Source organism: Marinobacter sp. DUT-1, assembly GCF_050379415.1.
Taxonomy (GTDB): Bacteria; Pseudomonadota; Gammaproteobacteria; order Pseudomonadales; family Oleiphilaceae; genus Marinobacter.
Genome location: NZ_JBNRLS010000003.1, coordinates 467,106 through 479,160, shown reverse-complemented (window position 1 = coordinate 479,160; position 12,055 = coordinate 467,106). Strand labels below are relative to the sequence as shown.

At 60.0% G+C, this 12,055-nt stretch carries 11 protein-coding genes; 6 read left to right on the top strand and 5 right to left on the bottom strand.

From position 1 onward, the window contains the following. Nucleotides 1–6: 6 nt before the first annotated feature. Complete coding sequence (locus tag ACQUTG_RS12170) at nt 7–825, bottom strand: substrate-binding periplasmic protein (RefSeq protein WP_428919657.1); 819 nt, start codon at nt 823–825, stop codon at nt 7–9. 110 nt (nt 826–935) lie between these two features. On the opposite strand from ACQUTG_RS12170, the gene yfbR reads away from it, so the two are divergent. The 4 genes from yfbR (at nt 936) to ACQUTG_RS12150 (ending at nt 4,523) form a co-directional block, all read left to right on the top strand. Next, complete coding sequence (yfbR, locus tag ACQUTG_RS12165) at nt 936–1,541, top strand: 5'-deoxynucleotidase (RefSeq protein WP_428919656.1); 606 nt, start codon at nt 936–938, stop codon at nt 1,539–1,541. A 118-nt stretch (nt 1,542–1,659) separates the two neighbouring features. Continuing rightward, nucleotides 1,660–2,475, top strand: coding sequence for an SDR family NAD(P)-dependent oxidoreductase (locus tag ACQUTG_RS12160; RefSeq protein ID WP_428919655.1), 816 nt, complete (start codon nt 1,660–1,662; stop codon nt 2,473–2,475). 102 nt (nt 2,476–2,577) lie between these two features. Next, complete coding sequence (locus ACQUTG_RS12155; RefSeq protein WP_428919654.1) at nt 2,578–3,684, top strand: GGDEF domain-containing protein; 1,107 nt, start codon at nt 2,578–2,580, stop codon at nt 3,682–3,684. A 50-nt stretch (nt 3,685–3,734) separates the two neighbouring features. Further along, entirely contained in the window at nt 3,735–4,523 is a 789-nt protein-coding gene (locus tag ACQUTG_RS12150) for a class II glutamine amidotransferase (RefSeq protein ID WP_428919653.1), read from the top strand. A gap of 8 nt (nt 4,524–4,531) precedes the next feature. Here ACQUTG_RS12150 and ACQUTG_RS12145 read toward each other — a convergent pair whose 3' ends face one another. After that, nucleotides 4,532–5,425, bottom strand: coding sequence for a metal-dependent hydrolase (locus tag ACQUTG_RS12145; RefSeq protein WP_428919652.1), 894 nt, complete (start codon nt 5,423–5,425; stop codon nt 4,532–4,534). A 230-nt stretch (nt 5,426–5,655) separates the two neighbouring features. On the opposite strand from ACQUTG_RS12145, the gene ACQUTG_RS12140 reads away from it, so the two are divergent. Together ACQUTG_RS12140 and ACQUTG_RS12135 are read left to right on the top strand one after the other, a co-directional pair. Then, nucleotides 5,656–6,762, top strand: coding sequence for a helix-turn-helix domain-containing protein (locus ACQUTG_RS12140; RefSeq protein WP_428919651.1), 1,107 nt, complete (start codon nt 5,656–5,658; stop codon nt 6,760–6,762). Between the two features lie 215 nt (nt 6,763–6,977). Beyond that, nucleotides 6,978–7,385 (top strand): NINE protein, encoded by a 408-nt coding sequence (locus ACQUTG_RS12135; protein ID WP_410328112.1) that lies wholly within the window; start codon nt 6,978–6,980, stop codon nt 7,383–7,385. Here the strand turns inward: ACQUTG_RS12135 and ACQUTG_RS12130 are convergent, their stop codons facing one another. From ACQUTG_RS12130 to nirB, 3 genes are all read right to left on the bottom strand, one after another. Next, nucleotides 7,386–8,750, bottom strand: coding sequence for a WS/DGAT/MGAT family O-acyltransferase (locus tag ACQUTG_RS12130; RefSeq protein ID WP_428919650.1), 1,365 nt, complete (start codon nt 8,748–8,750; stop codon nt 7,386–7,388). It abuts the gene before it with no gap. A gap of 233 nt (nt 8,751–8,983) precedes the next feature. Beyond that, a complete protein-coding gene (gene nirD, locus ACQUTG_RS12125) occupies nt 8,984–9,352 on the bottom strand; it encodes a nitrite reductase small subunit NirD (RefSeq protein ID WP_428919649.1) in 369 nt (122 codons plus the stop codon). A gap of 194 nt (nt 9,353–9,546) precedes the next feature. Next, nucleotides 9,547–12,054 carry a nitrite reductase large subunit NirB gene (gene nirB, locus ACQUTG_RS12120; RefSeq protein WP_428919648.1) on the bottom strand — a complete coding sequence of 836 codons (2,508 nt, stop codon included), beginning with the start codon at nt 12,052–12,054 and terminating at the stop codon, nt 9,547–9,549. Nucleotide 12,055 lies beyond the last annotated feature (1 nt).

The following is a 12,055-nucleotide window of genomic DNA, read 5'->3' as shown; positions in this document are numbered from 1 at the left end:
GTGTTTTCAGTTGTCCGAAGAGTCTGAGAGAAGAGAGGGCGGCAGATCCAGCCCCCACTTTTGCACCAGGCTCCGGTAACGCCCGGACTCGATCAATGGCGCCAGGAGATCCATCATGTCCCGGGCGGTGACAGGCCCTTCCGGGTGCGTGATGATACTTAGCTGGTAGGTCTGGTCCGGCTGTTCCGAAATCAGGAACCTGTCCCGGTCTTCGGGATGTTGGTCCAGATGCATCTGCAGGTAGGAGTCGTTGATGATGGCCACCTGAGCGACTGAGGGCCGGTCCGCCTTGATCAGATTCAGGTTGCGGCTGTGACTGTCCGAGAATTCGATGTTGAAGCGTTGCTCGAGCTCCTGCGAATCGGTTTCCATGCCGGCAAAGCCATAGTGGTAGCCGGAAAGAGCGACAATATTGCGCTGGTCGAGGTCGTCAAAAAAGCTCGCATTACGCCCCGGCTTGTTCAGGGCAATGTAGAGATCTTCGTCCATGAGTAGCGGGGGGCTGATCAGTGCCTGTTTGTCCTGCCACTCCCAGCTCGGGCTTTCAAAGAAAATGACGTCGTACCGGTGCGCGTCGAAATCAAGGTAACGGCGTTTGGAAGAGGTGTGGAAAACCCGGAAAGTCACATTCTGGTGGACGGTTTCCAGCTCCCTGAGGAGGTCTCCCAGCAGGCCTGTGACTTTTTTGTCCTCATCGATGCGGGCGACCGGCGGAAAATCGTAGACGCCGACAACGATATCCGTTTTAGCCCAGGCGTTTGGCAGCGGTACCAGTGAGAACAGCGCAAGAAAAACGAGCTTGCAAAGACATCGGATTCGGGGCACGTATAATCCACCTGCTAGAAGCGCAACATATTCACCAATTCTAAAGCTAACACGCAAATACCTGAAATAGGGTTCACGGGTTATCACCTCAAGAAAAAAGGAATCGGGGTATGGCAGCCATTGTAAGTCACTTCTTTGCCTATGTTTCGCGCCTGCGCTGGATCAAGCGCTGGGGCCTGATGCGTAATGCCATCGAGGAGAACGTGGCCACCCACTCCTGGGAAGTGGCCACCCTGGCCCATGCCCTGGCGATTATCCGTAACCACTGCTTTGGCGGCACGGTCAATGCGGATCGTGTCGCCGCCGCGGCTCTGTATCACGATGCCACTGAGGTGATCACCGGTGACATGCCGACACCGGTCAAGTACCACTCAAGAGTCATGCGGGAAGCGTTTGGCGACATCGAGCACAAAGCCGAGGCGGAGTTGTTGGCCCTGTTGCCGGAAGACCTGCAGGGACCGTTTGCGCCTTACCTGCAGGAGTCGCAACTGGTAAAGGAGGAAAAGGAGCTGATCAAGGCCGCCGACCGGCTGTCGGCATGGCTCAAGTGCCAGGCGGAGATCCGTGCGGGCAATCAGGAGTTCGGGCCGGCTGCCATCCAGATCCGGCAACGGCTTGAGCAGGACGGACTGCCGGAAGTTCGGTATTTTCTGGAGGTTTTCGCCCCCAGCTATGACCAGCCGCTCGATAACCTGCTGGGCGAGCCGGGCCACTGACCCCATTGCCTGCCGGGAGGGGCGTGTGCTGCCATAGGCTCGGCCGCGTGCGGGGCCTAAAGTGGTTTTCCACAGCAGTTCTGCTATACAAGGAAAACCACTACAAGAGGCTCCTGCCATGAAGGATCTGAAGAACAAAGTCGCCGTTGTTACCGGGGCAGGCTCCGGTATCGGTCGCTCCCTTGCCAAGGCCCTGGCGGCCCGGGGCTGCCGACTGGCCATTTCCGACGTGAATGAAACCGGTCTGGCGGAAACCACGGCGGAACTCAAGGATGCGGACGTCCGCAGCTACCGGCTGGATGTGTCCGACCGTGATGCGATCTATGCCCACGCGGAAGAAGTAGCCCGGGACTTCGGTCAGGTCAACCTGGTGGTCAACAACGCCGGTGTAGCCCTGTCTGCCTCGGTCCGGGAAATGACCGACGAGGACTTTAAATGGGTCATGGATATTGATTTCTGGGGTGTGGCCCATGGTACCCGGGCCTTCCTGCCGCACCTGATTGCTTCCGGTGACGGCCACGTGGTGAACATTTCCAGTGTCTTCGGGCTGATCGGCGTACCCAAGCAGAGTGCGTATAACGCCGCCAAGTTTGCGGTGCGGGGCTTCACCGAATCGTTACGGCAGGAGATGAAGCTTGAGGGCCAGCCGGTGTCGGTCAGCTGTGTGCACCCTGGTGGTATCCGGACCAACATCGCCAACTCCGCGCGTATGGGCAAGTCCGAAAACGGCGAGGCTCAGCGCAAGGGTTTCGACAAACTGGCCATGACTACGCCGGGCAAGGCGGCAGAAACCATCGTCAAGGGCATCCTCCGGGATGAATCCCGGATCCTGGTGGGGCCGGACGCCTGGGGCATCGACGCCATCAACCGTCTTCTGGGCTCTGCCTACCAGCCCCTGGTGGAACGCTTCTCCCGCAAGAACCTTTATATCTGAGGCCTGATGGCGGCAGCAGGTTGGACGGGATTTCAGCCTGCTGTACATTTTACATACAGTGTCGCCGGACTATACTTGCTGTTCATCCAGGGAAGATTCAGCATGAAATTGCCTCAGCATACGGATCTGGGAGCGACACTGGAGCAGAGTCGCTCGGGTCTTCGACAGGGTCATCGCCGCTCCCTGACGCGGCTTCTGTTTCTGGTTACCGGCAGTGCGCTGGCGGTTTTTGCCTGCCTGCAGATCCTGAACGGGTTTCTTTGGATCGGGGTTGGTGAACTTACGGCCAGCGCCCTGCTGTTCTATGGTTTTCACCGCCTCGAACGAACCCGCCGGTTGCAGCAATGGATCTACGGGTATCTTATTCCCCTGTTCAGTTTCTTTCTTGTCATCATGCTGTTACCGGAAGCATCGGTGTCGGCCTTTGTATGGGTGCTAATGATGCCGGTGCTTGCCTACCTGTTGCTGGGCAAGCGTGAGGGCATGCTGCTGAGCGTGCCCTTCATGCTGGTGGGCGGAGTTGTCTACTGGGTTCATCTCGGTAACGTGGCCAGTGCCCATGCCCTGATTGACCTCCTTAACATGGTGCTCTGTGGTGCACTGATGCTGGTGTTCATTCACATGTACGAGGTACGGCGGGAAGCCGCCGAGCAGCGGCTGGTGGACCTGGCGCAGACCGATGCCCTGACCGGCCTGGCCAACCGTTCCAGTTTCCAGGGCACGCTGAGCCGGACCATTGCAGAGTGCGAGAGAAGCGGGTCGGAGTTTGCCCTGGCGATCATGGACATTGACCACTTCAAACAGGTGAACGATACCCTGGGCCACGATGCCGGTGACCATGTCCTCGGCCACATCGGCGCCTGCCTGACCGAACGGCTTCGCAGTACTGATTCGGTGGGTCGGCTTGGCGGCGAGGAGTTCGGGCTGATCCTGCGCGATGTGAAGCCGGCGGATGCCTACGAACTGATTGATGAGCTGCGCCTGTGTATTGCCAGGAAAGAAGTGACCTACGGCGAAAGAACCATCCGGGTGACCGCCTCGTTTGGCATTGCCCAGTGGCCGGAGCACGGGCGCGACGTCGAGACCCTGTTCCGGGTGGCTGACCATTGCCTGTTGGGCGGCAAACGTGCCGGGCGCAACCGGGTGGCTGGAGCGGGCATGAACCTGAGCGCAGGCCAGGGCGATCTGCTGGCTGGCACGGGAACCTGATTCCGGTATTCTTGGGGTAAACCCGGAACCATCAGGAAATTATCAAGTTCATGTGCGAATTGCTGGCCATGAGTGCCAACACCCCCACCGATCTGTGCTTCAGCTTTACCGGCCTCACTCGCCGGGGTGGCGACACCGGGCCGCACAAGGATGGCTGGGGCGTGGCCTTCTATGAGGGCAAGGGCGTGCGGGCCTTCCACGATGCCGACGCCAGTGCCAATTCCCGTATTGCCGAGGTGGTGCAGACCCATCCCATCAAGAGTGAAGTGGCCATCTGCCATATCCGACAGGCCAACGTCGGTTCCATCTGCCTGGCCAATACCCACCCGTTCATGCGGGAGTTGTGGGGCCGTTATTGGGTTTTTGCCCACAACGGACAGCTGAGTAACTTCCACGGCACCGATGGCTTTTACGAGCCAGTGGGCACCACCGACAGCGAGGCGCTGTTCTGCGATATCCTCAATCACCTGCGTAGTCACTGTGACCGGGACTGCCCCACCGAGGAGATTGTCGAGAGACTTGTCCGGTTGTCCAGCGGCTACGCCGGTCAGGGCGTGTTCAATCTGCTACTGAGCAACGGGGACTGGCTGTTTACCTACTGCACCACGAAAATGGCCAGCATCACCCGGCGGGCACCGTTCGGACCGGCGCGGCTCAAGGATGCCGATGTCACCGTGGACTTCGAGGCAGAAACCACCCCCAATGACATCGTCAGCGTGATCGTGACCGAGCCGCTGACCACCGACGAAACATGGGATATCTACCAGCCCGGGGAGTGGCGGCTCTGGTGCAAGGGCGAGGTGGTACAGTCGGGCCTGGCACCTGCCCGGCCCGACTGATCCCCGTGTTACTGCAGCGTGCGACGGTTACCGTTGCGGTATTGGGGCGCGGCGTGAGCCAGGATCTGTTCCTTGAACTGCGCAATCAGCTCACTGTTGTCGTGGTCCCACGGGTGGAATCCCGGTTTGAAGTACTCCAGCCAGGTGGGAATCAGGCTCGAGAAGGTGCCGTTCTTGCCCCACATGCGCCACAGGCTCTTACCGGCGTCTTTCAGTGAAAAGCCTTTCCGGTCGTTCAACATCATTCGGGTTGTGAAGTAGGTAGCCATCACGCCCAGGGCGGCGGTGCTGAACGCCAGGTAGAAAGAGCGTTCGGCGTAGGTGCCGCCAACCTGCTGGAACACATCGTAGGTGACTGCCTTGTGCTCGGTCTCCTCGATGGCGTGCCACATCCACAACGGCTGCATGGACTCGTGCATGTCCTCGCGCACGTCGTCTCGCGCCAGCAGCATGTCCGCCATCATCGCCGTCATGTGCTCAAGGGCGCAGGTGATGGCCAGCTGGTGACGTTTGGGCAGCTTACTGGCGATCCCCAGAACCACCTCCAGATGTTTTTCCATCTCCTCCACCGGCATGCCCTGATCACGCACATGCTGATTCATGGCGATGTGTTCCAGGGAGTGCATCGCTTCCTGGCCGATGAAGCCCCGAACCTCCTCCTTGAGTTTGGGGTCGGTGATCTGGTCGCGGAACTGACGGACCGAATCCACGAAAAACTGCTCGCCCTGGGGAAACAGCACAGACAACGCGTTCATCATGTGGCTGAGCAGATAACTTTCATTGAGCCAGTAACGCGGAACTCTCTCACCGAATTCGAAGCCCATCCGTTGTGGTTTGATGGCGACGTGGTCCGGTGTCTGGGATACCGGGGTGGTGGTTCCTGCTGTCTTTGTGTTCAGCATGTTGGTACTCCTCTGCGCTGGCGCACTTTGGCCGATGTCATGGCTTCAGTGTGCGCCGGTCAACGCAAAGACTGAATGCTTGAAGGGGACGTCCATCATTCAGGATGGGACACGCATCCGGCTCCGATTGACTCCGTTGACGCTGCAGACCGTGTGTGTGGCCCCACTGTCCGGGCCCCTGGCTTCTGATAGAGTCGGGAAACAGTAAATACAGAAATCAGGAACTGCGTATGGCAACAGGTACCCCGGACAAAGAGCGGCAGATGCTGAGCCTTTTCCTGGTTCCCGGCGTGTACCTCCGGGTGCTGGCGGAAACTGTCCGGAAACTGGGCTACAACGACCGACAGTTATACGAGGGACTGAACTTCACCGCCAGTGACCTGAAATCGAACGACAGCCGGGTGTTTGTCACCGACGCCACCATCATGGCCCTGCGAGCCCGGGATCTGGCCGGTCATGAGGGACTGAGTTTTGCCCTCGCCCGGGAACTGCGGCTGACCATTCACGGAACCCTTGGCTTTGCCGCACTGACCAGCCCTACCTTCGAGGGGGCGCTGGACTCCGTGCGACGCTACCTGCAACTGCGCGCCCCGTTCCTGACCATGAATCAGTCCCTGGCCGGTGACCAGGTGCTGGTTCAGCTGTGCACGGAATTCGACGTGCCGGAGCTGTATGCCTTCCTCGCCGAAACGGTTAGCGCCACGCTGATTCTCCTGACGGAACAGCTACTCGACCGGGAAGACGCCGAAGCCAGGGGGTTCGCACTGGAAGATGGCAAGTTACCCGGCGTATCCGTCCACCTGAGCGCGCCGGAACCGCCCTATTACCGAAAGTTCGCTCACCAGCTACCGGTACGCTTTGAATACGGTCAACCGGAAGAAATGATGATCTTCCCGAAGACCATGCTCGACGTCCGTATGCGCCTGGCCGATGCTGACGCGTCCGCCATGGCCCGGGAGCAATGCGAGTTCGAACTGCAGAAAGCCCTGAAAGAACAGGGCGATATCGCGCTTGCGGTCCGCAACATGCTGAGAATGACCCCCGGCCCGTTACCATCATTGGAGGCCATGGCGGAACGGTTCTGTGTCTCGTCACGAACCCTGAAACGGCGGCTGGCGGACAAGGACACCAGTTATCGGGAAATCCTCGAATCGGTGCTCAAGGACCGGGCCATCCAGCTGCTGCGTTACACCAACCAGTCGGTCAGCGAGATCGCCTACGAACTCGGCTACGCCGACCTGTCCAATTTCAGCCGCGCGTTCCGGAAATGGACCGGTAAATCAGCCAGCGAATTCCGCGAGGACGGCCCCGACCCGGCGCCAGAGGTCGGTCCCTGATACGGGAGCTTAAATCTGAGCTATCACGGAGTTCGGCAGGACAGGGGGTGGGGGAATTTTCTCCGCCGGGAAAATTGTCTGAGCGCAGCGAGTTGTTTTTTCCGGCGGAGAAAATCCCCCCGCCCTCCGGCCAGGCACCAAGCCATAAGACCTTGCTAAACTGCAACCAGGCACCCATATAACTCCGTGAATCCAATACTCACCAGGACGTGTAAATGACCGACAGACCCAACACCCACAGCAAAATCTTTGGCTACCTCCTCTGGATCTTCGGATTCCTGGGCTCACACCGCTTCTACTATGGCAAACCGGTGACCGGAACCATCTGGTTCTTTACCCTCGGCCTGTTCTTCATCGGCTGGATCATAGACCTGTTCCTGATTCCCGCCATGGACCGGGAAGCCGATCTGCGCTTCCGCCAGGGCGAGATCAACTACAACATCGCCTGGCTGCTGCTCACCTTCCTCGGCGTCTTCGGGGTGCACCGGATGTACATGGGCAAGTGGATTACCGGCATTATCTACCTGCTCACCGGTGGCCTGTTCCTGATCGGCATTCTCTATGACTTCTGGACCCTCAACGACCAGATTTCCGTGCGCAACGAAGAACGCCGCTTCGGCTGATCACAACCCGGCGGCGGCCTCCAGTTCGGCCAGACCCTCGTCCAGATAATCCAGCATGCGCTGGAGACTGGGCAGGGTGCGCCGACAACCGATCAGCCCGAACTCCACCTGATCGTTGTAGCTGGTCAGCGTCATATTCAGGGCCAGCCGATCCATGGCGATCGAGACCGGATACATGCCGTCCATTTTCGCACCGTTCCAGTACCGGGTTTCGCGGGGGCCCGGTACGTTGGAAATCACCACATTGAACGTCTGCCAGTTCGGAGCCATCCCGGTCAACAGGTGAAAGGCAGCCGGTGCCAGGGACAGCGCGGTGTAATTGATGATCTCCTCCGGTGACATGTGGGCATAGCGCTCCTTGGCTTCCTGCATGCCCTGGTGGATCTTGACCAGCCGCTCGGCGGGGTCCGGCTCATCGGTATGCAGGTTGGCCAGGATTACCCCCACCTGGTTGCCGCCGGAACTGTCATCCCGGCGCAGGGACACCGGTACCATGGCAATCAGTGGCTTGGCCGGCAGCGCCTCCTGGTTCATCAGGTAACCCCGCAACGCCGTGGCGCACATGGCTGTGACCACATCGTTCACGGTGGTGCCATAGGCCTGGCATACTGCCTTGATCCGCTTCAGGCAGAAGGATTGGGCGGCAAACCGGCGGGAGCCGGTGATTTTCTGGTTCAGCACACTGCGGGGTGCATGGAAAATGGAATGGTAGGCCGGATCCTTGCGGGCCTCGTTGATGGTCCTCAGCAGCTCCCTGGCCACCGTAGGTATCGTGCCAAGTTGCTTGCCGGATTCCCCCAGCAGATGCCCGACGCTGCGCCACAGCGACGCGCCCTCACCTGATTCTCCCCGGACCCTGGGTGGCAAGGCCCAGATCGGCGGCATGCCTCTTTGTTCCGGGTCCTCGGACAGGGTGCGGGTCACCATGCGCATGGCCGAGACACCGTCCACCAGGGAGTGGTGCACCTTGGTGTAGAGGGCAAATTGACGCTCTCCCAGGCCTTCGATCAGGTGGACCTCCCACATGGGGCGTTCCCGGTCCATCAGGTGGGAATGCTCCGCCGAGATGAAGGTCAGAAGCTCACGGATGCGGCCCGGTGTGGGCAGCGCCTCGAAACGGAAATGGTGCTCCAGATCGAGGTGCTCGTCTTCCACCCAGACCGGTTGACCGAAACGGTAATCCAGGCGCTGGTTGAATGGCGGGGTGACCAGCGTGTGTTCCCGGAGCTGATCAGCGAGTCGGGCTACGTAGTCGTCCGGTGCATCCTCCGGGAAGGAAAACAACTGCAGGCCGCCCACATGCATGGGTTGCTGGCGTTTTTCGAGCCAGAGGAACAGTTGGTCGGTGGGACTCAGGGGCTTCACGGGGCATCCTTGTCGTTCTGTTTACCGTGATCTTACCCTAGTCAGGTTGTTCCGGAATTGACCTTGGGTGACTGGCCGGGTTGAAAGTTGGCAATTCGGGTTTATTGGCCGTCCGAGGGTGGTGCATGGCGAGGGGGCGGGGGGCCTTTTCTGCCGGGAACAATTGTCTGAGCGCAGCGAGTTCTTTGTTCCCAGAAGAAAAGGCCCCCCGCCCCCTCGCCTTTCGGCCTTGGTCAGGCTGCCTGTGTTTGTTGCTGTGTTGCCGGGATTTCCAGGCGGATCCGGTTTCCGTCCAGCAGTACCGGGTAGGTTTTAAGCTGGACGGATTCGTCTTCAAGGCAAACGCCGGTGCGAAGGCTGAAATGCTGCTTATACAGCGGAGAGGCGACGACGGGTTCGCCTTTCAGATCTCCGGTAATCCCCCGCGCCAGCACATTGGCGCCGCTGAACGGATCGGTGTGACTGACCGCAAACAGGGCCGGCAGCCGGTGAGGAAGGTAGAACACCGCAACCGGCCCGTCCTCCGTCCAGACCGCGATACCCGATTCCGGCACCAGATCTTCAACCGTGCAAACCGCATCCCAACGAGTCCGTGCTTTCATTTTCAATCTCCCAGATTCTTGTGAGCCAGATTCAACCAGTTTTTCGCTTCGCGGTTCCATCAGGGTCCGCGAGCGCGGTGGTGTGGGGGATGCCTTTCTGCCGGGAACAATTGTCTGAGCGCAGCGAGTTCTTTGTTCCCAGAAGAAAGGCATCCCCCGCGCCGCCGTGCTCCACCCCCAAAAGCCGGGTAACGTCAGGCAGACTCCAAAACAGGCCGCCGCTGATCCCGCTCAGTAGTCCACTGCTGAACCGGATCCGTCTTGTCGGGTGCATTCACAAACTCCCGGAACCGCTTGCGCTTCTCCGGATCCTCCACCGCCGTCTTCCACTCGCACTGGTAGGTGCCGACAATGCCTTCCATGTGCTCCTCGAGTTCCGCGCCAATCCCCAGGCTGTCCTCAAGTACCACTTCCTTGAGGTAGTCGAGACCGCCCTCCAGGTTCTCCATCCAGACACTGGTCCGCTGTAACCGGTCGGCGGTGCGCACGTAGAACATCAGCACCCGGTCAATAGTACGGATCAGCTCCTCGTCGGAGAGGTCGGTTGCGAACAGATCGGCGTGGCGCGGACGCATGCCCCCGTTGCCGCAGACATACAGGTTCCAGCCGTTCTCCGTGGCGATGACACCGATGTCTTTACTCTGAGCCTCGGCGCACTCCCGGGTGCAGCCGGATACCGCCATCTTGACCTTGTGGGGTGCGCGCAGGCCCTTGTAGCGGTTCTCCAGGAAGATCGCCATGCCCACGCTGTCCTGCACGCCATAGCGGCACCAGGTGCTGCCGACGCAGGATTTCACCGTGCGCAAGGACTTGCCGTAGGCGTGGCCGGTTTCGAAGCCGGCGGCGATGAGTTTCTCCCAGATCTCCGGCAGCTGGCTCAGGGTCGCACCGAGCAAGTCCACCCGCTGACCGCCGGTGATCTTGGTGTAAAGATCGTATTCCCGGGCCACCTCTCCCAGCACAATCAGCTTGTCCGGGGTAATCTCGCCGCCGGGTATGCGTGGCACGATGGAGTAGGTGCCGTTTTTCTGCATGTTCGCCATGAAGGTGTCGTTGGTGTCCTGCAGCGGTACATGATCGGTGGCCAGGATGTGCTCGTTCCAGCAGGTGGCCAGGATGGAGCCGACTGCCGGCTTGCAGATGTCGCAGCCATGGCCCTTGCCATACTGGTTGATCAGCGTGCGGAAGGTCCGGATGCCGTTGACCTTGACCAGATGGAACAGCTCCTGGCGGCTGTAGGGAAAGTGTTCGCAGACGTCCTTGCTGACTTCCACGCCCCGTTTCGCCAGTTCGCTGTCCACCACATTTTTCAGCAGCGCGGCGCAGCCGCCGCAGCCGGTGCTGGCCTTGGTTTCGGCCTTGATGCCGCCAAGGTCTGAGCAGCCGGCGTCAATGGCGCCGCAGATGTCGCCCTTGGTGACGTTGTGACAGGAGCAGATCGAGGCGGAGTCCGGCAGGGCATCCGCGCCCAGTGCCGGGGCTCCCCCCTGGCTTTCCGGAAGAATCAGAGTTTCTGCATTTTTTGGAAGATCGATGCCGTTGAGGGCATATTGCAGCAGAGTGTCGTAGTAACTGTTATCGCCAACCAGGATGGCACCCAGCAGTTTCTTGCCGTCACCGCTCACCACCATGCGGCGGTAATGGCCGGCCTGTTCGTCGTTGTAGCGGATATTACGGGCGCCGGGGGTCTGACCGTGGGCGTCGCCGATGGAGCCGACGTCCACGCCCAGCAATTTGAGCTTGGTGCTCATGTCGGCGCCGGTAAAGGCAGCCTCTCGGTCACCGTTGAGGACCGCCGACAGGGTGCGGGCCATGGTGTAGCCGGGGGCGACCAGGCCGAAGATTCGCTGGTTCCACAGGGCGCACTCACCAATGGCGTGAATATGCGGATCAGAGGTGGTGCACTGGTTGTTGACGACGATGCCGCCACGTTCGCCGACCTCAAGCCCACTCTGGCGTGCCAGGGTGTCCTGAGGTCTTATGCCGGCGGAGAAAACAATCAGGTCCGTTTCCAGAAAATCCCCATCACTGAAGTTCATGCGCAGGCGGGCATTCTCGCCTTCAACGATGGCGGTGGTCGCTTTCTCGGTGTAAACCCGGACGCCCAGTTCCTCGATTTTTCCGCGCAACACCGCACCGCCGTCGCTATCCAGCTGCACCGGCATCAACTGCGGCGCAAACTCCACCACCTGTGCTTCCAGTCCGAGGCTTTTCAGGGCATTGGCCGCTTCCAGGCCCAGCAGCCCGCCACCGACCACCACGCCGGTATTGGCACCATTGGCGCTGGCACGAATGGCGTCCAGATCATCGAGGGTCCGGTAGACAAAGCAGCGCTCGCTGTCGTTACCCTCGATGGGCGGAACGAAGGGATAGGAGCCGGTCGCCAGCACCAGTTCGTCGTAGGCATAGTGACCGGCAGGTGTCGTGACCGTTTTCCGGTCACGATCGATGGCAAGCACCTGCTCACCTAGTCTCAGCGTGATGTGATTGTCGGCGTACCAGTCGGCGGTGCCCATGGCCAGATCCGCGTGGGTGGCCCCCCCGAAGTATTCGGACAGGTGGACCCGGTCATAGGCCAGCTGCTTCTCTTCGCCGAAGGCGATGACCTCATACCCGTTTGCAGCGGAGCTGGCCGCGAACTGCTCCAGGAAATGATGTCCCACCATTCCGTTGCCGATTACGATCAGGGTTTTCTTGCTCATT

Coding starts and splice junctions, on each gene's coding strand:
- ACQUTG_RS12155 (WP_428919654.1), top strand. CDS start 2,578: ATGAAATTGCCTCAGCATACGGATCTGGGAGCGACACTGGAGCAGAGT.
- ACQUTG_RS12140 (WP_428919651.1), top strand. CDS start 5,656: ATGGCAACAGGTACCCCGGACAAAGAGCGGCAGATGCTGAGCCTTTTC.
- ACQUTG_RS12150 (WP_428919653.1), top strand. CDS start 3,735: ATGTGCGAATTGCTGGCCATGAGTGCCAACACCCCCACCGATCTGTGC.
- nirB (WP_428919648.1), bottom strand. CDS start 12,054: ATGAGCAAGAAAACCCTGATCGTAATCGGCAACGGAATGGTGGGACAT.
- ACQUTG_RS12145 (WP_428919652.1), bottom strand. CDS start 5,425: ATGCTGAACACAAAGACAGCAGGAACCACCACCCCGGTATCCCAGACA.
- yfbR (WP_428919656.1), top strand. CDS start 936: ATGGCAGCCATTGTAAGTCACTTCTTTGCCTATGTTTCGCGCCTGCGC.
- ACQUTG_RS12160 (WP_428919655.1), top strand. CDS start 1,660: ATGAAGGATCTGAAGAACAAAGTCGCCGTTGTTACCGGGGCAGGCTCC.
- nirD (WP_428919649.1), bottom strand. CDS start 9,352: ATGAAAGCACGGACTCGTTGGGATGCGGTTTGCACGGTTGAAGATCTG.
- ACQUTG_RS12135 (WP_410328112.1), top strand. CDS start 6,978: ATGACCGACAGACCCAACACCCACAGCAAAATCTTTGGCTACCTCCTC.